General features: G+C 50.7%; 14 protein-coding genes and 1 tRNA gene. 3 read left to right on the forward strand and 12 right to left on the reverse strand.

All coding sequences use genetic code 11. The features are described from left to right. Positions 1-137 precede the first annotated feature (137 nt). Positions 138-1514 (forward strand): L-serine ammonia-lyase, encoded by a 1377-nt coding sequence (locus ABEA14_RS07345; protein ID WP_345339253.1) that lies wholly within the window; start codon positions 138-140, stop codon positions 1512-1514. A 47-nt stretch (positions 1515-1561) separates the two neighbouring features. Here the strand turns inward: ABEA14_RS07345 and ABEA14_RS07350 are convergent, their stop codons facing one another. From ABEA14_RS07350 to folE2, 7 genes are all read right to left on the reverse strand, one after another. Beyond that, positions 1562-1972, reverse strand: coding sequence for a hypothetical protein (locus tag ABEA14_RS07350; RefSeq protein ID WP_345339254.1), 411 nt, complete (start codon positions 1970-1972; stop codon positions 1562-1564). Positions 1973-2068: 96 nt separating this feature from the next. Next, on the reverse strand, positions 2069-2689 hold the full coding sequence (locus tag ABEA14_RS07355) for a trimeric intracellular cation channel family protein (RefSeq protein ID WP_377776220.1): 621 nt from the start codon (positions 2687-2689) through the stop codon (positions 2069-2071). A 143-nt stretch (positions 2690-2832) separates the two neighbouring features. Next, positions 2833-3813 (reverse strand): cobalamin biosynthesis protein CobD/CbiB, encoded by a 981-nt coding sequence (locus ABEA14_RS07360; protein ID WP_345339255.1) that lies wholly within the window; start codon positions 3811-3813, stop codon positions 2833-2835. Between the two features lie 14 nt (positions 3814-3827). After that, positions 3828-4523: a 5'-methylthioadenosine/S-adenosylhomocysteine nucleosidase gene (gene mtnN, locus ABEA14_RS07365; RefSeq protein ID WP_345339256.1), complete on the reverse strand. Its 696-nt coding sequence runs from the start codon at positions 4521-4523 to the stop codon at positions 3828-3830. A gap of 113 nt (positions 4524-4636) precedes the next feature. Then, complete coding sequence (locus ABEA14_RS07370; RefSeq protein WP_345339257.1) at positions 4637-6052, reverse strand: FAD-dependent oxidoreductase; 1416 nt, start codon at positions 6050-6052, stop codon at positions 4637-4639. Between the two features lie 14 nt (positions 6053-6066). Beyond that, positions 6067-10530: a glutamate synthase large subunit gene (gltB, locus tag ABEA14_RS07375; RefSeq protein ID WP_345339258.1), complete on the reverse strand. Its 4464-nt coding sequence runs from the start codon at positions 10528-10530 to the stop codon at positions 6067-6069. 384 nt (positions 10531-10914) lie between these two features. Next, the gene (folE2, locus tag ABEA14_RS07380) at positions 10915-11841 is read right to left on the reverse strand and encodes a GTP cyclohydrolase FolE2 (protein ID WP_345339259.1); all 927 of its coding nucleotides are present in this window, start codon (positions 11839-11841) and stop codon (positions 10915-10917) included. A gap of 226 nt (positions 11842-12067) precedes the next feature. Between folE2 and arcB the strand changes: the two genes are divergently transcribed. Beyond that, positions 12068-14377, forward strand: a complete 2310-nt coding sequence (gene arcB / locus ABEA14_RS07385) for an aerobic respiration two-component sensor histidine kinase ArcB (RefSeq protein WP_345339260.1) — start codon at positions 12068-12070, stop codon at positions 14375-14377. A gap of 41 nt (positions 14378-14418) precedes the next feature. On the opposite strand, the gene arcA is transcribed toward arcB, so the two are convergent. Together arcA and ABEA14_RS07395 are read right to left on the reverse strand one after the other, a co-directional pair. Beyond that, positions 14419-15126 (reverse strand): two-component system response regulator ArcA, encoded by a 708-nt coding sequence (gene arcA / locus ABEA14_RS07390; protein ID WP_345339261.1) that lies wholly within the window; start codon positions 15124-15126, stop codon positions 14419-14421. Between the two features lie 209 nt (positions 15127-15335). Next, complete coding sequence (locus ABEA14_RS07395) at positions 15336-16964, reverse strand: sensor histidine kinase (RefSeq protein ID WP_345339262.1); 1629 nt, start codon at positions 16962-16964, stop codon at positions 15336-15338. Between the two features lie 134 nt (positions 16965-17098). On the opposite strand from ABEA14_RS07395, the gene ABEA14_RS07400 reads away from it, so the two are divergent. After that, positions 17099-17515, forward strand: coding sequence for a DUF3293 domain-containing protein (locus ABEA14_RS07400; protein WP_345339263.1), 417 nt, complete (start codon positions 17099-17101; stop codon positions 17513-17515). A gap of 44 nt (positions 17516-17559) precedes the next feature. On the opposite strand, the gene ABEA14_RS07405 is transcribed toward ABEA14_RS07400, so the two are convergent. The 3 genes from ABEA14_RS07405 to glgC form a co-directional block, all read right to left on the reverse strand. After that, a tRNA-Leu gene (locus ABEA14_RS07405) sits at positions 17560-17646 on the reverse strand. A 62-nt stretch (positions 17647-17708) separates the two neighbouring features. After that, positions 17709-19196, reverse strand: a complete 1488-nt coding sequence (gene glgA / locus ABEA14_RS07410) for a glycogen synthase GlgA (RefSeq protein WP_345339264.1) — start codon at positions 19194-19196, stop codon at positions 17709-17711. After that, on the reverse strand, positions 19186-20412 hold the full coding sequence (glgC, locus tag ABEA14_RS07415; RefSeq protein ID WP_345339265.1) for a glucose-1-phosphate adenylyltransferase: 1227 nt from the start codon (positions 20410-20412) through the stop codon (positions 19186-19188). The genes glgA and glgC overlap by 11 nt, the downstream gene beginning before the upstream one ends. Between the last annotated feature and the right edge of the window lie 243 nt (positions 20413-20655).

Consider the following 20655-nt stretch of genomic DNA (forward strand, 5'->3'; position numbering starts at 1 on the left):
ATGACCCTCTCGCTGATGTAACGCCGGTTTTCCAATCTGACAGGTGTTAACTGTCATCATTGGCAGGCTGAATGCTGCGATCTTTGCCAAGATAGAGTTAAAGTCGGCATAGATTCCGTTTAACTCGAGACAGCCTGATGGAAGCGTTCAGTGTTCTCCCCATGTTCAAAGTGGGCATTGGCCCCTCCAGTTCCCACACCTTGGGCCCCATGCTGGCCGCTGCGGGTTTTGCCAAACGTGCGTTAGATAAACATGGCGAACAGATAGCGGCTGTCAGTTGTACCCTCTATGGCTCTCTGGCATTGACCGGTGAAGGTCATGCTACTGATAAGGCAATCATTTTAGGTTTACTTGGTTACCTACCGGAAACACTCGACCCGCATCAGGCAGATCTGGCGGTCCATCAAGTTCGAAGCAATGACACGTTAAAGCTTGATGGCAAGCGTGAACTGGCTTTCTCGCCACAGAAGCAGATCATTTATCAAAGCGATACCTTTCTACCTGAACATCCCAATGGCATGAAGCTCAATGCTTTTAACCAAGACGGCAAAGTGATTCATGCTGAAACCTGGTTTTCAGTCGGCGGTGGTTACATTGTTTCCGCTGCAGAAGCGGCAAAGACCGCTGGCGAGGAGCCAGAAGATAAACGCATTTTGCCTTTTGATAATGCAGAGCAGTTGCTTAATCACTGTGAGCAGCAGGGGATCCGGTTGGCAACGGTTGCCAGACGAAATGAACTGTCGTTGGGGAGCAGCCAGGAAGAGATCAATCAGTATCTGGATAAGATCCGAGAGGTGATGATTAGCGCTATCGATCGAGGGTGTCACCATGAGGGAGTATTACCGGGCGGACTCACCGTTGTTCGCCGCGCACCTCAGCTTTATCAGAGGTTGAAAGTGCGCAGCCTTAGTCAGGATCCGCTGGCATTGATGGATTGGGTCAGCATGTTTGCGCTGGCGGTCAATGAAGAAAACGCTGGCGGAGGGCAGATCGTGACTGCCCCTACCAATGGTGCAGCGGGTGTGATCCCGGCAGTGCTGGCTTATTACATGCGTTTTGTTGAAGGGGCTACTGACGAGGGCGCACGCGAATTCCTGTTAACTGCAGCGGTTATTGGCTGGTTGTATAAACGCAATGCCTCAATTTCGGCGGCAGAGGTTGGGTGTCAGGGCGAAATAGGCGTTGCCAGTTCAATGGCGGCTGGCGCACTCTGTGCAGTACTTGGTGGCAGTGCGGCGCAGGCGGAAAACGCGGCCGAGATGGCAATGGAGCATCATCTCGGCATGACCTGCGATCCGGTGAAAGGGCTGGTTCAGGTGCCCTGTATAGAGCGTAACGCGATGGGGGCGATCAAGGCGATTAACGCAGCGAGATTGGCATTGCTTGGCGACGGTAAACACAGGGTGTCACTGGATGCTTGCATAGAAACCATGCGCCAGACCGGTGTCGATATGCAGTCTAAATACAAAGAAACCGCGCTCGGCGGTCTGGCGGTAAATATTGTGCTTTGTTGAGCCTTAGGCGGTGTCTTGGGGCTTAGTAGGGGCCATGTGGTTAAGGCCTAGTAAGCGTCTTGGCAGCGGCGGGTATCAAAGCGGCCTTGGTCGACACAGCGCCATGCCATGCGCGCTTTTTTGAGTTGCCAGGTACCAGACTCAGTCCGGCTCAATTGCAATAGATAAAGTGCGGATTCCACACCCGCTCGGTTCAAAGGCTGCATCAGGGTGACTTCCAGTAGTTGGTTATCCCCCTGTTTAGATATCACCTCCACCTCATCCGGTGCGCCCAGGTATTCTAGGATCACGGCATCACTGTCTTTTACCCAAGTCTCTTGGTTGGCATCTGATTCAGAAATCAGCCGATTAAATCCTCGAGTAGGTTGCTCTGCATAAGAGAGAGGCAGCCAAGGCTCAGCGGCCACGACAGCGGAGCAAAACAGCAGTGATAGGCAATAAATACTCAGTGTGCGCATACAACCATTCGGCCGACATCATGGGCCAATCAAAATCATCTGGTTGGGTAGACCACGGGGCACGCAAAGAGTTGCACTTGTGCCCCGGCTATTTGATCAGGATCGCTTGCCGATCTGGTATGCGGGTAGTTGCAGGTGCCACTGAATAGCCGCGAGTCGCAGCACAAAACCAACCCCAATGCCGACCAGCGATGAGGTTTTATCGGAAACGCCTAACATTAGTAGCCCTGTGTAAGTGATACAGCTGACAATACTGGCAGTGGCGTAGATATCCTTACGCAGAATCATGGGGACCTGGCGACATACCACGTCACGCATCATGCCGCCCGCGACACCCGTAATAACACCCATCACCACGGCAATTGAGCCGGGGGCTCCGTACAGTAGTGCTTTTTGCGCTCCCAATACCGAAAACAGCGCCAAACCGGCAGCATCGGCCACCAGCATCAGTTTTTCAGGGATCTTGCGGATATAGTTTACGAATACCATGGTGACCAAGGCCGCAATGATAATGGTATTCAGATAACTGACTTCTTCGATCCAAAACACTTGCGGTACATCGAGAATAATATCTCGAATAGTGCCGCCACCGATGGAGGTGAGTGCCGCCAGCACAATTACGCCGAATGGATCCATTTTCAGGCGTGCAGCCATTAAGGCCCCTGAAATAGCAAACACGGCCAAGCCAAGTACATTAAGCCAGTACAGCAGGCTCATCAGCTCTTCCTCATAACGAAGTAGTCATACCAATCCAAAAGGGGCGCGCTTTATACCAAATAAATGGCAAAGATGGGACTGATTTTAGTGAGAAAATTGGTGAAAAGTTAATCGTTTTTTCTCTGAACCTGAATTGGGCAGTGCTAAACCCCGAGAAGTTCCAGCAGTAGTAAGCCACAGTAACCCATCAGCAGCAGTGCAATCCAAAACCCAATACTGTTTCTGATCAGGCTGAGCGCCTTGATGATGGTGATGGGCTCTGGCGCTGTGCCTTGATTGATACGGGGGCGCTGTTGTTTATGCTTGTCATAGTAAAGCGGCCCTCCCAATTCTGTCTTTAGGGCGTCGGCGCCACAGCTGACCAGTAACCCTGCCTGATTATTGGGAAACTTACCCAGCCAGTTTAAGCTATGTTTAGCCCAGCGGCTCAAGTTGCCTGAAAGTGCGTAGCTGAGTGCCAGGAGACGCGCTGGTAGCCAATCTAATACCAGTACCATGGCGCTGATTGGCGCACCAAAATAGCGGAATTTTTCACGTTTAGGGTTCCACTGCATCGCCAGCTCTCTTATTCCTCGATAGGTGAGAGCGGCGACACCACCAGCGATGACATACCAGAAAAGCACCGCAAACAGTTGTAGGTTGGCTCGTTGCAGCACTGACTCTATGGTGGCTTTAAGGATGCCCAGGCTGGATAAGCGCGCTGATTTACGGCAAACCAAGTGGCCAAGGCTCTCTCTGGCTTGCACCTTATAGCCCTTCTCAAGTTGCGCTGCGATGTTAATCGCTCGGCGCCGGCTATGCTCCCAGTCGAGGCTGAGATAAAGCATCAAGCCCTGCCATAATGCCGGGTACTCAGAGAGTCCACCCAGGATAAGCAGGATCAGGACAAACGGCAGAATCAGGAGTGTTGCGCCCAGTACCGAGGCGATCTGTTGCTGTGAGGGGGGACGGTCAGAAGAAGGAAACACCTTCTTTTGCAGGTTGGTGGCCAAGCCCCGTAGCAATGCCAATGGATGATAATGCTCTGGTAGCGGCAAATAGCGGTGAAGCAGGAGTACGCCAAGCAACACAAGTGGTGTGCTTAGCGTATTAAGCCAGGGAAGAGACGACGAAACTGCTTCCAAGGCGAAACTCCTCTCTAAAGTCTGCCCAACATATCAGCAACCACTAGCGATGAGTGGTGGGCTGCTTTGTCGAGAAACTGCTCGAAAGATACATGGCTGAACTTGCCGGCAATATCAGACAAGGCGCGGATCACCACAAAGGGTACCTGGAATTGATGACAGACTTGCGCGACTGCGGCTGCTTCCATCTCACAGGCGGCCATATCTGGGAAAAGCTTACGCACCTGCTCAACGCGGGTGGGATCTGCCATAAACACATCGCCGCTGCAGATCAGACCTTTCATCGATTTGGCTTCGCCGACTGCGGCGAGGCTCTGTTCAGCGACAGCCACCAGCTTTTCATCTGGCGAAAACGCCGCAGGTTGGTTAGGCAGTTGCCCAGGCTCGTAGTTAAACGCGGTCACATCAACGTCGTGATATCGGACTTCACTGGACACCACAACATCACCCACTTCCAGCGAGGGATCAAAACCGCCTGCTGAACCGATATTGATAACAATGTCAGGCGCAAAACGCTCCAGCAGTAGGGTGGTTGAAATGGCTGCGGCTACCTTACCGATACCTGACTTAAGCAGAATTACCTCGTGACCCTGGAGTTCACCCGGGTAAAACTCAACCCCTGCATCTTTGATGGTGTCGCCGGTTGGGGTCAGTTGCGCGCGTAGTTGGGTCACTTCCTGATCCATCGCGCCAATGATGCCAATTTTCATTAATGAATCTCTATGGTTGCAATGGGGTAAGTGTAACCAAGGGATACCTCGGTTAGAAACTAAAAAAGCCCCGCATTTGCGAGGCTTTTGGTTTTAGCTGAGCAAAGTGGGCATTAAACCCCTAAGTAATCCATGATCCCGTCCGCGGCGTCACGGCCTTCGGCGATAGCGGTGACGACCAGATCGGAGCCTCGCACCATATCACCACCGGCAAACACCTTAGGGTTGCTGGTCTGGAATTTAAATTCAGCATCTTCCGGGGCTTTTACCCGATCCCAGTCATCCAGTTCGATGCCAAAGTCGGCGAACCAGGGTGAGGGACTGGGTTGGAAACCAAATGCCTGGATCACGGCATCAGCTTCAAGGACGTGCTCTGACCCCTCGAGAGGCTCAGGACGACGACGGCCGCGAGCATCTGGCGCTCCCAATTGGGTTTTGACCATCTTCACGCCTGTAGCCTTGCCACTACCATCGGTCACGATCTCAATAGGTTGGAGGTTATACATAAACTCCACGCCCTCTTCCCGAGCGTTAACCACTTCACGACGCGAGCCTGGCATGTTGGCGGCATCACGGCGATAGGCACAAATAACGCGCTCCGCCTGTTGGCGAACAGAGGTACGAACGCAGTCCATTGCCGTGTCACCACCGCCAAGTACCACGACTTTTTTGCCTTCCATATCTATGTAGTCGGCTGGGTCTTTTTCGAATCCCATCAGACGGTTGGTATTGGCAACCAGGAATGGCAGGGCATCAAAGACACCTTCAGATTCTTCACCGGGGAAGCCACCCTTCATGTACTTGTAGGTCCCCATACCAAGGAACACGGCGTCATAGTCATCGAGCAACTGCTGGAAAGGAATATCTTTGCCGATTTCGGTCTCAAGCTTAAATTCGATACCCATGTCAGTGAAGATCTTGCGACGCAAGGTCATCACATCTTTTTCCAGCTTAAACGCAGGAATACCAAAGGTCAGCAAACCGCCGATTTCGGGATATTTATCGAATACGACGGGTTTAACCCCATTACGGACCAAAATGTCGGCACAGGCCAGCCCTGCGGGCCCTGCTCCGACAATGGCTACCTTCTTGTCGGTGGCAACCACATGGGACATATCCGGGCGCCAGCCCATGGCGAAGGCCTTGTCGGTGATATATTTCTCAACTGAGCCGATGGTGACCGCACCAAACTGATCGTTCAGGGTACAGGCGCCTTCGCACAAGCGGTCCTGAGGACAGACCCTGCCGCACACTTCAGGCAGGCTATTAGTCTGGTGGCACAGTTCTGCGGCTTCTTCGATACGCCCCTCATTGGCCAGCTTCAGCCAGTTAGGAATGTAGTTGTGCACAGGGCACTTCCATTCACAATAAGGGTTACCGCACTCTAGACAGCGATCGGACTGATTGCTTGCCTGGTCATCTTTGAACGGTTCGTAGATCTCAACAAACTCCACGCGGCGTGTTTCGATCGCCTTCTTAGGTGGATCTACGCGATTGACGTCTACAAACTGATAAACATTCTTTGCCATCTTGTATTCCTACCTTACTGCGCTTCTACGATCAGCTCTGCTTCGCTGCGACTGCGATGCCCCAGCAGTGCTTTAATGTCCGCTGCTTTTGGCTTAATCAACTTGAACTTGGGCAGGAAACTTTCAAAGTTATCCAAGATCTCTTGGGCCCGGTCGCTGCCTGTTTCATCCCAATGTTGATTGATCATGCCGCGTAAGTGCTCGTGATGGATGGATATTTGGGTCATATCAACTATCTCAACCAGCTCTGGGTTCATCCGCTTCTCAAAATCACCCTTCTCGTCCAGCACATAGGCAAAACCACCTGTCATGCCCGCACCGAAGTTAACGCCGGTTTTACCCAGTACCGTAATGATACCGCCGGTCATATATTCGCAACCGTTATCACCCAAGCCTTCGACGACGGCGATTGCGCCTGAGTTTCGCACTGCAAAACGTTCACCGGCTGTGCCTGCTGCGTAGAGGCGGCCCCCTGTGGCACCGTAAAGACAGGTGTTACCACAGATCGTCGCTTGATGTGAGCGGAATTCTGAGCCCTTAGGTGGGCGAATAACCAGCTTGCCGCCGGTCATGCCTTTACCTACGTAGTCGTTGGCGTCACCTGTCAGTACCATCTCCAGACCGCCAGCGTTCCATACCCCGAAACTTTGACCGGCGGTGCCGGTAAAGCTCAGTTGAATAGGCTGTGCCGCCATACCTTGGTTGCCGTGTTTATTAGCAATGGCACCGGAAACCAATGCGCCCACAGAGCGGTCGGTATTACGTATGGTGTAACTGAAGTAACCACCGAGCTTGTTGTCGATGCTATCGGTTAGTTCGGCCAGCAATCTGGCGTTAAGCTCACCTTTATCATGAGGCGCATTCAGTTCCTGATGATAAGGCGCCAGGCCATCTTTAGGCTCGAAGGTTTCCAGCAGTGGCTCTAGGGTCAGGCGGCTTTGCTTAGCTGTGAAGCCATCTACGATCTCTAGCAGATCAGTTCTGCCAATCAGGTCAGTGAGCTTGTCCACGCCGAGCGAGGCCATAATCTCCCGCACTTCCTGGGTGACGAACTTAAAGTAGTTCATCGCCATTTCTGGCAGCCCAATAAAGTGGTCCCGACGCAGCTTTTCATCCTGAGTCGCCACACCGGTCGCGCAGTTATTCAGGTGACAGATACGCAGATATTTACAGCCCAAGGCCACCATAGGTGCGGTGCCGAAGCCGAAGCTTTCCGCGCCCAAAATAGCTGCTTTGATGATGTCGAGGCCAGTTTTCATGCCGCCATCGATTTGCAGTCTGACCTTATGACGCAAACCATTAGCTACTAGTGCCTGCTGGGTTTCTACCAAGCCAAGCTCCCACGGGCTACCTGCATACTTAACGGAGGTCAGCGGGCTAGCACCCGTACCACCGTCATAACCCGATACGGTGATCAGATCGGCATAGGCTTTGGCAACACCTGTCGCAATAGTGCCGACACCCGGCTCTGAAACTAACTTCACCGAAATGGTTGCTTTCGGGTTCACCTGTTTTAGATCGAAGATCAGCTGGGCTAAATCCTCAATTGAATAGATATCGTGGTGCGGGGGAGGCGAAATCAGTGTTACACCAGGCACAGAGAAACGTAGCTTGGCGATGTAAGGATTGACCTTTTCGCCCGGTAGCTGGCCACCTTCTCCTGGCTTGGCACCCTGGGCCACTTTAATCTGAATCGTGTCAGCGTTGACCAGATAGTGGGGCGTGACACCAAAACGACCAGAGGCTACCTGTTTGATCTTGGATACGCGCTCGTTGCCGTAGCGTTTCGGATCTTCACCACCTTCGCCCGAGTTAGATTGACCGCCGAGGCGGTTCATGGCGATGGCTAGCGCTTCATGGGCTTCAGGAGACAGTGCTCCAATCGACATGGCGGCGCTATCGAACCGTTTGTAGAGATTTTCCGCGGGCTCGACTTCGCTGATATCAATGGGGGTGCAATCGTCTTTTAACTCCAGCAGGTCACGGAGTGTCGCGACAGGACGCTGGTTCACCAAGCGTGAGTATTCCTGATAGTCGCTGTATTCACCGCTTTTTACGGCCTTCTGCAGTGTGGCAACCACATCCGGGTTGTAGGCGTGGTATTCGCCGCCATGAACATATTTGAGTAATCCACCCTGCTCAATCGCCTTGCGCTTGAGCCAGGCAACACGGGCAAGGTTGACCAGGTCTTGCTGGAAGTCGTCAAAGTTAGCACCAGAGATCCGGCTGACAACGCCTTTGAAGCAAAGCTCAACCACATCAGGGTGCAATCCTACGGCCTCAAACAGCTGTGAACAGCGGTAGCTGGCAATCGTCGAGATCCCCATCTTCGACATAATCTTAAACAGGCCCTTGTTTATCCCCTTACGGTAGTTAACCAGTGCCTGCTGCTTTGAGATGTCCAGGGTTCCGCGATCAACCAGTTCTGCCAGGGTCTCGTATGCCAGATACGGATAAACAGCGGTGGCGCCGAAACCGAGCAAGACCGCGAACTGGTGCGGATCTCGGGCAGAACCGGTTTCCACCACGATGTTGGAGTCGCAGCGCAAATTGTTATCGACCAGTTGACGCTGAACAGCGCCCACGGCCATCGCTGCGGGGATAGGCAATTTGCCATCGGTCAACTGACGATCCGACAGGATAATCAGCACCGAGCCATTTGTTGCATTCTCTACAGCCTCAGCGGTGACGCGGTTAACTGCTTCACTGAGGTTCTCCGCGGCCGGATCGTAATTGAGATCTAACGTGCAGGTTTTGTAGTAGTTGTTGTCCAATTCCATGAGTTGTTGGAAGTCGGAATACAGTAGCACCGGTGAGTCGAATAAAACCCGACGGGCGTGGCCACTGGTTTCATTAAATACGTTTTGCTCCCGACCGATACAAGTCGCCAGAGACATCACATGGTTTTCACGCAGTGGGTCGATGGGGGGATTGGTCACCTGAGCAAATTTCTGACGGAAATAGTCATACACACTGCGTGGGCGACTGGACAGCACGGCCATCGGGGTGTCATCACCCATAGAGCCAGTGGCTTCCTGACCAGCCTCGCCAAGCACACGCAGGACCTGATCTACCTCTTCAAAACTGTAGCCAAACTGTTTGTGGTAGGTTTTAAGGGCGTCGTCAGTCAACTGCCTCTTGACCGCCTGCTTGGCATATAGCTCCTCAAACGGGATCAAGCGCTTGCAGCTAGTTTCCAACCAACTCTCATAAGGGTGGCGGGTTTTCAGATCGTCATCGATCTCGCGGGAGCGCCAAAGCTTGCCGGTTTTGGTGTCGATAACTAGCAATTCACCGGGACCAACGCGCCCCTTGTCGACCACTTCGTCAGGCAGGTAATCCCAGATGCCAATTTCAGACGCTAGTGTGATGAAGCCATCTTTAGTGATGACATAGCGGGCTGGTCGTAGGCCATTGCGGTCAAGGTTACAGGCAGCGTGGCGGCCATTGGTCATCACAATACCGGCCGGGCCATCCCAAGGCTCCATATGCATCGAGTTAAAGTCGTAAAACGCTTTAAGCTCTTTGTCCATCTTAGGGTGCGATTGCCATGCTGGTGGGATCAGCAGGCGCATGGCGCGGAACAGATCCATGCCGCCAGCCAGGAACAGTTCCAACATGTTATCCAATGAAGAAGAGTCTGAGCCCGATTCATTCACAAACGGCGCTGCATCCTGCAGATCTGGTAGCAACGGCGACTTGAACTTGTAGCTTCGTGCTTTGGCCCACTGACGATTACCCTCGATGGTATTGATCTCACCGTTGTGAGCGAGGAAGCGGAATGGCTGAGCGAGCGGCCAACGTGGCGCAGTGTTGGTGGAGAAGCGTTGGTGGAAAAGACAGATTGAAGATTGGAGACGAATGTCCGCCAGGTCGGTGTAAAAGTTTGGGATGTCTGCGGGCATCATTAAGCCCTTATAGACGATCACCAGGTTCGACATCGAGGCAATATAGAAATCTGCGTCGGCTTCCAGGCGCTTTTCTGCACGGCGACGGGCCAGGTAAAGGCGGCGCTCGATATCGTGGATACTCCAACCCGGGTTGGCATTGATAAACACTTGTTCGATACGTGGTAGCGTTTGTTTGGCGATATCGCCCAGGCAAGCTGGGTTGGTGGGAACTTCACGCCAAGCCGCTACTTCCAGTGTTTCCTGTTGTAGCTCTTCGCTGATTACGGCACGGGCAAAACTGGCTCTGTCTTCATCATGACTCAGGAAGATCATGCCAACGGAATAATTATTACCTAACCGCCAGTTATTCTCTTCAGCAATGGCGCGAAAAAAGCCGTCGGGTTTCTGCATTAACAGGCCGCAACCATCGCCAGTTTTACCATCAGCAGCAATACCACCGCGGTGAGTCATGCGATCAAGTGCGGAGATAGCGGTACGCACCAAGCGGTGGCTGGGCTCGCCGTCCATGTGAGCAATGAGTCCAAAGCCGCAGTTGTCTTTGACGAGGGACGGGTCGTACAAGCTCATATAAACCTCCAAAGCAGGCTAAAGGCAGCCATCGAAAACTCGAGGCTGACTATCTATTTTTAGACCAGATTTGCGCGGGGAATTCGGGATGACGAAAAGAAAATTCCGCAAAGGCCAATTCGTTATTTGGTTAATGTAATGTTAAAGCAGTGTGAAGTCCATCACTAAGCAATGCGATGGTTTATGCGTCAAATCAGTGAAAATATGAATAAATACATTGTGTTTGTAACTTTTCACGCAGTTTGATGGCTACTCAAAAGCGTACTTAAGGTGTTAATTCGGGAGGGCGGTGTCTGATTGCTCGAATCGCCTGTTGCTCACAGGCAATTATCTGATATTCAATAAAAAAGGGCTGTTAAAGCCCTTTTTTATCTACTGCTATTGTCAGGCTGAATAACCGCCCCTAATTCCTTTAGAGGTGACGCTGACAGCATCATGAGCGTGCAGGCTTTCGTAGTGATTCACCCGCAGCCAGAAGTCTTTGTACTCTTCCTGCTGATTCAGCAAGTGTTTCAAACGACGTGCCGCATCCTCACAGAACATCAGGTTTTGACCATTGAGGCGAGCAAACTCCTGCTCATCTACACGTTTGACCGCGGCTTGCACCGGCGTTTGCAGCGCATCTTCAATTTGGTCAATCAGTTGCTTAAGAGGGAAGCCATTGGCGGGGGATGCCAGTTTGATTTTTACATCGGCAATACTGCGCTGACTGTGAGGGGTGGCAACAACACCTTCAGTGGTGCCCAACCAGGCGTGAATATCAGCCGCTGCGACGGTTTCTTTGCCCTCAAATTTGGTCTCAAAAGCATCCTGGATCAGCTGGCGAGCCAATGCCGCGGAGCATGGACAGGTTGATGAATAAGGCACTTTAACGCCCATCTCGATAAACAACTCGCCCTGCTTCAGTTCACCCGTCAGGGTAACCGGGTAGGCTTTCCATCCCTGTTTTCCACTGATCAGAGATTTACGGCGCAGGTGGTAGTCGAAACTGAAGGCTACTTTAGCGTGGTCACTCAGTTCGTCATGGCTGGTGATGAAGTCGTCAAGTAGCTTCATCATGCCTTCACCGCAAAGCGTCCCTTCCGTAGAGAGGGTGTCGAGTAACAAGTAAAGCCGAGACATGTGAATGCCCTTGGCCTTGGGTTTGGTCAGGTTAACAAATGCGCCGACATGAGCGCTGACCTGGCGAGCCGGTTCGCCACGTACTTCAACCATCAAGGGGAGCTCGATATTATCCATGCCTACCCAGTCCAGCGTTCCTTCTGTCTGAGCACTAGCGTGGTTGGCAATATCTGGCATGATGGACGGCATCAGGTTACTCCAATCGTCGCTGGAAGCTGAATAGGATAAATTCTTGCTGCAGCGGTGAAAAAAAGAGCGTCTTTATATCACATTTTTGAGACGCTGTAGACTTCGCCATGGCAAAGCGGCGGATATTATAGAGAGCTTTGTCTCCTATAAACACAGCTGAATAATGTGGCTTTTTAGAAACTGACATTCGTTTTTTTCGAATGCTACCGTCTGTAGAGGTTGGTAAATGAAACTTTGGGCACAGCGTTTTCTGGGTCTTATGACTAAGATTGGTATCTGGCGTCTTACGCTGGTTGTCGCTGGCTCTATCATTGTACTTGGCATTGCCATCAATGTGACACTTCGTCTGGCTATCAGCGGCGATATCGACACGTTGGATATAGCTCGCGCCTTGGTACTGGGTTTCATTCTTACGCCGCCAGTAGTTTTTCTTTTCGTGCTTTTGGTCAGAGAGCTCGACCTGTCTCGTCGTCGAACCGACCGTTTACGCAGTAAGGATCGCAAAAAGGCTGAGCAACTGGCTGAGCAGTTGGCGTTGCTGGAGCGCGAGAATGCTGAACGGACGAAGGCGGAACAAGCGCTGGCTGCCGTCGTTAAAGAGATGGAAGCGGAAGTTCAACAAAGGCGACAGGCGGAGTTAAAAACAGCGGAGCAGGGGGCCAAGTTAAGCTCGTTGATTGATGCGTCACCAGACGTCATTTTCTATCGGGATGAACAAGGCTTTTTCTCCAGCTGCAATCGCGCAGCAGAGCTGTTGCTTGGGAGGACACGAGAAGAGCTGGTTGGGCTGACGGCGGAAGATGTCTACCCTCTAAAGCTAGCTCAGGAAGTGATTCGCACTGACAACCAAGTGATGGAGAGCAACCGACCGCTTAAGTTTGAGCAGTGGATGCGCTACCCCAATGGGACTAAAGCGTTGTTTGAATTTAATAAAGTGCCTTTTTTTGGTGTTGACGGTGAACGTTTGGGCCTGCTGGCGTTTGGTCGTGATATTACCGAACGTAAAAAAGCGGCTGATATGTTGACCAAAGCCAGTAATGAAAAAGCAGACTTTATCGCAACAATCAGCCACGAACTTCGTACCCCTCTCAATGGCATCGTTGGCCTTAGTCGTATTCTCAAAGACACCCATTTAAGTGCTGAGCAGTTGAGATATGTCGACACTATTTACCTCAGCGCTGAAACCCTGGGTGTCATCTTTAATGATATTGTCGATTTGGACCGCTTGGATCGACAGCAGTTGAAGCTTAATCCCGCACCCTTGGACCTGAAACAATTGCTGACAGAAGTCGAAAACATGGGGGTGTTGTTAGCGCAGCAGTTTGGTGTCAGTTTCCGTTGTCATTGGGATGACGATATTCCAGGCTTTATCAATGCGGATGGCGCGCGTCTCAGGCAGGTGCTGTGGAACCTGCTGGGCAATGCAGTCAAGTTTACGCCGCAGGGCTACGTAGCAATGAGTATATCGCTGCTCGGTGCCTCAGATGGCCAGGCAGAGCTTTTGTTTGAAGTAGAGGACTCAGGACTGGGGATACCTGAAGAGGAGCAAAGCAAAATTTTTGCTATGTATTATCAGGGAAGCCGACAGGGGCATCATACTGGCACTGGTACAGGTATTGGTCTGGCGCTTTCACAGCAGTTAGTTAAGGCGATGGGATCTGATATCAAATTAAGAAGTGAAGTGGATGTGGGGAGCTGTTTCTCTATGACCATCAACTTCCCGATAATTGAGTCGTCAGAGGCTGATCACTCAGATCCGCTGGCTGACGAGTTGCCGCCCCTCGATATACTCTTGGTAGAAGATATCGAATTGAATGTTCTGGTTGCTCGAACGTTGTTGGAAAAAATGGGGCATACCATCTCGGTAGCTATGGACGGTCAGTCGGCCCTAGAGGCTGCTCAGGACCAGCCAGATCTGATTTTGCTAGATATTCAGTTACCAGATATCAGTGGGTTTGAAGTCGCCAAGCGGCTCAAAGCTGACAGTAAAACGGCAGATATTCCATTGGTCGCTTTGACCGCCAATACGGTTCAGGATAGGACCCGCTATTACGATTGCGGTATTACCGACATTGTTACCAAGCCAATCCAGTTGAATATGCTGGAATCTGCCATGGCCAAAATATTTAATGCGGAAACTAAGGTAATGGAAGAGCAAGCCAAACAAGACGAAACATTACTTCAGGTTCTCGACCTGGAGATGCTGCAACAATATAGTGAAGTGATAGGAGCTGAAGCCTTGCTCAACAGTGTCGAGTTGCTTGAAACACTGATGCCTGACTATTTAAAGATTCTGGATTCAAATCTGACCGCAGAAGACAAAAAAGCCGTTGCATCTGAAGCGCATAAAATTAAAGGTGCCGCTGGGTCTGTTGGGCTTAAGCGGATTCAGCAGATCGCTGCAAAGGCGCAACAGAAAGATGAACCTGCCTGGTGGGACAATGTGCCTGACTGGGTAGCAGCGATAAAACGGCACTATCCAGAAGATCTCGAAGTGCTCAAATCCTGGCTTAAAGATGCGGCAAAACAAGACTAAAAAAGGGGCCTGAAGGCCCCTTTATATCGTTACCGCTTTCGTTAGCCTATTGCGCCACTGAAGCGGTAACCTTCACCGTGAATAGTCGCAATCACTTCAGGTGTACCAGGTACACTTTCAAAGTGTTTACGAATGCGGCGGATGGTGACGTCGACGGTTCGGTCATTAGGGCGCAATTCACGGCCAGTCATCTCTTTTAACAGCTGCGCCCGGGTAAGAATCTTTCCTGGGTTTTTAAGGAACATCTGCAGGGCGCGGAACTCACTGCGAGGCAGTTTGAAAGAGGTTCCGTCAGGTCCTGCCAACATGCGGCTGTTAACATCCAGTACCCAGTTTTCAAATTTGTACTGGTCTGGCTCGTCGCTATCTAACTCTGACTGATGCAAGGTGCGTTGCAACAGGTTACGGGCACGGATAGTTAATTCGCGAGGGTTGAATGGTTTGGTGATGTAATCATCCGCACCAATTTCAAGGCCAAGGATCTTATCAACTTCATTATCCCTACCTGTCAGGAAGATAAGGGCCATATCTGTCTTTTCGCGTAACTCCCGAGCGAGTAACAGGCCATTTTTCCCTGGCAGATTAATGTCCATGATCACCAAGTCGACAGCGCCTTTCTCCAGGCACTGATACATCTCGTCACCATCACTGGCTTCAAGGACCTGATAACCCTCCGCTTCAAAAAGGGTGCGCAAGGTGTTGCGGGTGACCAGTTCGTCTTCGACGATCAAAATTTTTGGGATTTCCATGCGTAATTTTCCGCGTGTCAATTTTTGTTAATTCGACCGGCAGGCCGGGTACTACATTAACGTAATGCCCAACCTTAGATAGGCTATTTCTATAATTGTTCCATAACCAACTGTTAGCAAACGTAAACAGGGTCAAATATTCCTGTTTCAATCTTAGCTAGTTTACATATATTTAACAAACCATAGTGTTAATTGCCTTTTATGGGCAATTATTGGTCTGCATCGGCCAAAGGTACCAATATCTTTAGCCAAATACCTTGACCAGGCTCTGTTCTTAGCTCGATTTCGCCTCCCAGCACCTGTTGCACCAAGCTTTGTACTATGTACATGCCCAAGCCGCTGCCACCATTGTTTTGCTCAGTGGTGAAATAAGGCGAAAACACCTCGTCACTGATCTCCTTGCTCATCCCGCAGCCGTTGTCCTCATAGGTCAATACAAGGCTATTGGCCTGAATGTCCGTTGCGATTGAGATCGTTCCTTGCTCAATATGTTTAAAACCATGAAGCAGGGAGTTGTTCACCAAGTTAATCAGGATCTGACTGAGAGCCCCTGGTTTACTGACCACTTCGAGGTCCGAATCCCCAGTTACTTCAACAATGTGTTGTTTCGATTTTAGCTTGGGTTTGAGAGTCAACAAAACTTCGTGAATAAAATGATGGAGATTGAATGACCTGTCGCGCTCTGAACACTGGTCAACAGCAACATGTTTAAAGCTTTCAAGTAAATCGCTGGCCCGTTTCAGGTTTCGTTCCAAAATATTGAATGCTTCTGATGAGTGGGCAATGAATTCATCCATCTGACGGTGGCTGAGTTCTCCACTTTCAATTTTGGCTTTAACTTCTTTTAATGAACTTTGCAGTGAGCTACTGGTTGTAATACCTAAGCCCAATGGGGTGTTTAACTCGTGACTGATGCCTGCCACCATCTCACCCAGTCGATGCAACTTTTCCCGTTCGAGCATCTGTCCTTGGTAGAGGTGAAGTTTTTCCAAGGTTTGCAGCAATTCAGCATTCGCCTGTTTCAGTGCCTGGGTTCGCTCTGCGACTTTCTCTTCAAGGTTCTGGTTTAGGGTGCGAACCTCTTGTTCCGCTTGCTGCTGTTTATCCCAACGCCGCTCAATGCGAGCCAACATTCGATTAAATGCGCTTGCCAGGTAGTCGAGCTCTTGCAGCGCAAGCTTGGGAGCCCGCAACTTAAAGTTTTTCTCAATATCCACCCTTTGTACTGTATCAATCAGGGTGTCAATTGGTTGGCTGAAACTGCGTTGAAGGCGAAGAATGGCAAAAAGTGCCAAGGTGGACGCAATTAAAAGCACGATGAAATCTCTGGAGACACCATCCCAAAACTGCTTATTACCGGCTTCCATGGAATACCTGAAGTAGGCGAAACCGATGAGCTCTCCTTCGTAAGTTATGCGCCTACTCAACTCAATTTGCGAACTGGTTTGCCTCGCGTTTAGCAGTGCTCGCAACTGATTGTCGGTGAGATTGTTTGGAATCACACCGCTTCTTGTATAACCGGCAAAGAAGGAGAGCTGTTGGGTGTAGGGATCTAGTTGGTATATCTGAACCGCATCGATGTTTTTATAGACCGTTAAAGTGCTTAAGCGTCGCATCTCTTTTTCGGCTTGGTTATCGACAATACTGTCTTGAGCCTGGTTGGCGACAAAGGCCGCAAAGGTTTTAACACTGGTGAGCATATTGAGGTGTTGAGATTTGTAGTCGAAGTAGTGACTAACACCAAGTGCCACAACAAGCGTGCTGGTGGAGATAAGCATAACGACCAAAATGAGCGAACCACGTATTGAACGGGTCGGAATGCCTGCGGTCATAGCCATCCTGTCTTAGATTCCAGTAACGCCAGTCTAGCCAACAAGTGATTGTTGAAGCAAAGCATTTGCCGTCTTATTGTCATATAAATCACTATAATGAGATGCAGACTGTGACTATGGATAGGATCGGGGAGCCAGCTATGGAAGATGTATGGGAACTCTATAAGCACACAAAATTTGTGATGGCGCAGCCACTGTCTGCTAGCCTCAGCTTTGCCGTTATTACGGCTCATAACCCCAGGGGCGAGGTGATGAGTGAAGCATACAACCGCTTTCTCGATCAGTGCCTGCAACAAGACATTGCGAGCTTAAACACCCCTTATCGCTCTGTATGGGGGAGCGCGCCAGATTTTTCTCACAATGAGAGAAGTTGGGCTGTGCTGGCCGACAAAAATACAGCTGTCGAATTAGCGAAACAGTATCAGCAGAACGCTATCTATTGGATAAATCAAAACCAACTTTACCTGACCCCTTGCATGATGAGCCAGCAGAATGAAGTGCACCTGGGGGAGTTTGACCGACGGGTTGTTGTAACCGGGGTTTTACCTTGGGAGTAGCGTATAATCGCAAAAAAGCCCGCTTAAGCGGGCTTTTTAATGTTTGGTGCAGATGGGGAGACTTGAACTCCCACGCCCGTGAGGGCACTAGCACCTGAAGCTAGCGTGTCTACCAATTCCACCACATCTGCGTGGGACGGGATTTTAAGAATATCGGCTAATAGGTCAAGGGGTTTTGTGAGCTATTTGGCGGTTATTGATTAGCTGTTATCTCAGTGTTGAGTGCCGACTTGTACAATTGCTCATACTTCACCGCCGCATCATCCCAGCAAAATCTTGTTGCCATGCCATTTTGTTGCAGTTTAGCGTAACTATCAGAGTGCTCTCTGTAGAGAGCCAGGGCATTGCACATGACATCGAGCAGTGCTGTCGGCTCCGGCTGGCTGAAAACAAAACCGGTCGCGCGGTCTACGTCTCGGATATCTTTGACTGGTTTGACAGTGTCCTTTAGCCCCCCAACGCCACGTACAATGGGTGGCGTGCCGTAGGCCAGGCTGTACATCTGTGTCAATCCACAAGGTTCAAACAAAGAAGGCATCAGGAAAAAGTCAGCTCCCGCTTGTACCCAATGAGCAATCTTGCTTGTGTAACCTTCCCTGAATATCAATCGGCCGGCATACTTTTCTTCCATTGCCTTCAACCGCTCGGCAATTTCGGGATCTCCTGAGCCGATAATCACAACCTGCACATCGTTGTATAGAAATCTCTCAAGGGCTGGCAGAAGTAGTTCAAACCCCTTTTGTACCGTGAGGCGACTTACCATGCCAAAGAGAGGCGTATCAGGGCTCTCTTTCAACCCCAAATACTGTTGCAGGTGGGCTTTGCAATCAGCTTTTCCTTCCAGGTGGTGCTGATCGTAAGTCCTTGGCAGCAGGGGATCTGTTGATGGGTTCCAGTCGTCGTAATTACACCCATTCAGGATCCCGGAAAAATCACTGTGTCGCTGTTGAAACAACGGCAACATGTGATGGGAGCCCAGCGGCGTCATAAGTTCTGCCGCATAGGAGGGGCTGACCGCGTTTATCTTATCGGCGCTGGTCAGGCCGCACTTTAAGAAGTTGATGCGATTCCCGTCTTCCATTTGCTCGCAGGAGAGGCGATTTTCGAAGCGTCTATGAAACGGAATAGACGCTAGGTCAAATACGCCCTGGTAAGCCGCATTGTGCAAAGTCAGCAGTGTACGAGTGCTGTCAAAGAAGCGATTTTCCGATAGCTGTGTGCGTAGAAAAAACGGCGTCATCGCCGTATGCCAGTCGTTGCAGTGAATAATATCAGGTGCAAAATCCAGGCTTTGAGCGATCTGTAATGCCGCCATCGAGAAAAAGGCAAAACGCTCACCGTTATCGGGATACGGATGATAACCGTTGTCGTAAAGTCCCTGGCGACTGAAATAAGGGGGGTAGTCGACACTATAAACTGGAACATTACCCAGCTGCAGCAGATGAATATTGTAGAGGTACTGTAAGCTGTCGAGCTGTAATGATAGTTCGCTATGCAGGTGATTCTTTTCCTCCAGGCGCTCTTGCACCTGAGGATAGAAAGGACAAACGATGCGAACATCGTGACCCAATCGCCTCAACGCCTGCGGCAGCGCTTTGGCTACATCAGCCAAACCACCGGTTTTTGCCAGATCTTCGACCTCGGTCGCGAGGAAGAGAATTTTCAGCTTGTCAGAATCCAATACGGCTGCCTTTAGGGATCACTACTATACCGCCCGGCGACACTTTAAAGCGTTCCTTGTCGGCGTCAAGATCTTCCCCTATCACTGTGCCATCGGCAATTTCGACATCTTTATCTATGATGGTGCGCTTGATGCGGCAGTTCTGGCCGATGCAGCTATCACCGAGTAACACGGTCTCACTCAATTCTGTGCCGGGCTGCACCTCGACATTAAACCCCAACACGGAGCGGCGAACAGTGGCGCCTCGAACCACACACCCCGACGCGATCATAGACTTGCTGACCAAACTACGTTTACCGTCACAGCTATCTAAGTATTTTGCCGGTGGCACCGGTGGGTGATAAGAGCGCAATGGCCATTTGGGGTTGAACAGATCTAATTGCGGATTATCACCTAACAAGTCCATATTGGCTTGCCAAAAACTGTCGACTGTTCCAACGTCACGCCAGTAGCTGTTACTGGCGGGTTCATTTGGGATCACATTGGTTGCGAAGTCGTAAACATAGACTGGGCTTTGCTTGTAAAGCTTGGTGATGATGTCATTACCAAAATCATGAGTCGAGCCAGGTTCCCGGGCATCGGCCTTTAACGCTGATGATAAAGTGTGTGAGTTAAACACATAGTTGCCCATTGAGGCCAACACATGGTCGGGATCTCCTGGCAGCGTAGGTGGATTCTGTTGTGGCTTTTCGATAAAGCCTGTCATGCGGCCGTTATCATCCACTTCCAGCACTCCGTAGAGGTGGGCCTCTTCGACCGGCACCTTGATAGCTGCCACTGTTAGTTCAGCGCTGTGTCGCTTGTGGTAGTCGATCATCTGACGGATATCCATCTTGTAGATGTGGTCACTACCAAAGATACAGACGTAATCTGGATCGTGGATCTCCAATAATCGCAGGTTTTGATAAATGGCATCTGCGGTGCCTTCGTACCAGCGCTTGCCCATGCGCATTTGGGCTGGGATCGGATCGATAAAGTGATCCGTGAGGCTTGATAGATACCAGGCTTGTCGAAGATGTACGTTGAGAGATTGCGATTTGAATTGAGTCAGCACGTAGATCTTAAGCAGATCAGAATTCACAAAGTTATTGAGGGCAAAGTCGATCAAACGATAACCACCGCCGAACGGGACGGCGGGCTTTGTGCGTGTCTCAGTCAGGGGGTAAAGGCGTGTTCCTGCGCCACCGGCCAATATGACGGAAAGAATACCAGCCATGAAAATGTACTCCCATAGAATGCAGTGATTGCAGGGGCGCGCCCTGCCGATTTATACCAATCCGAATAAGAATCTGATCTACCAGCGGGAGTTTAAATCACTTTAGGCAAGGCTGGTGATTGAAGGCATAGTTGTTCTACGCCGAAATCAGCTAACGCTGCATAAAGTGCTTTAAAACCCGCCCTACGGGGAAGTCTGGGCAAGGCCACTTCTACGTTGCAGCCATTTGCAAGGGAGCAACCA

This window comes from Corallincola platygyrae (assembly GCF_039544265.1).
GTDB lineage: Bacteria > Pseudomonadota > Gammaproteobacteria > Enterobacterales > Neiellaceae > Corallincola > Corallincola platygyrae.

Bases quoted from the DNA above. Each gene is read 5' to 3' on its own strand.
- ABEA14_RS07345 (WP_345339253.1), top strand. From the start codon at position 138: ATGGAAGCGTTCAGTGTTCTCCCCATGTTCAAAGTGGGCATTGGCCCC.
- ABEA14_RS07350 (WP_345339254.1), bottom strand. From the start codon at position 1,972: ATGCGCACACTGAGTATTTATTGCCTATCACTGCTGTTTTGCTCCGCT.
- ABEA14_RS07355 (WP_377776220.1), bottom strand. From the start codon at position 2,689: ATGAGCCTGCTGTACTGGCTTAATGTACTTGGCTTGGCCGTGTTTGCT.
- mtnN (WP_345339256.1), bottom strand. From the start codon at position 4,523: ATGAAAATTGGCATCATTGGCGCGATGGATCAGGAAGTGACCCAACTA.
- ABEA14_RS07370 (WP_345339257.1), bottom strand. From the start codon at position 6,052: ATGGCAAAGAATGTTTATCAGTTTGTAGACGTCAATCGCGTAGATCCA.
- gltB (WP_345339258.1), bottom strand. From the start codon at position 10,530: ATGAGCTTGTACGACCCGTCCCTCGTCAAAGACAACTGCGGCTTTGGA.
- folE2 (WP_345339259.1), bottom strand. From the start codon at position 11,841: ATGCCGTCCATCATGCCAGATATTGCCAACCACGCTAGTGCTCAGACA.
- arcB (WP_345339260.1), top strand. From the start codon at position 12,068: ATGAAACTTTGGGCACAGCGTTTTCTGGGTCTTATGACTAAGATTGGT.
- arcA (WP_345339261.1), bottom strand. From the start codon at position 15,126: ATGGAAATCCCAAAAATTTTGATCGTCGAAGACGAACTGGTCACCCGC.
- ABEA14_RS07395 (WP_345339262.1), bottom strand. From the start codon at position 16,964: ATGGCTATGACCGCAGGCATTCCGACCCGTTCAATACGTGGTTCGCTC.
- ABEA14_RS07400 (WP_345339263.1), top strand. From the start codon at position 17,099: ATGGAAGATGTATGGGAACTCTATAAGCACACAAAATTTGTGATGGCG.
- glgC (WP_345339265.1), bottom strand. From the start codon at position 20,412: ATGGCTGGTATTCTTTCCGTCATATTGGCCGGTGGCGCAGGAACACGC.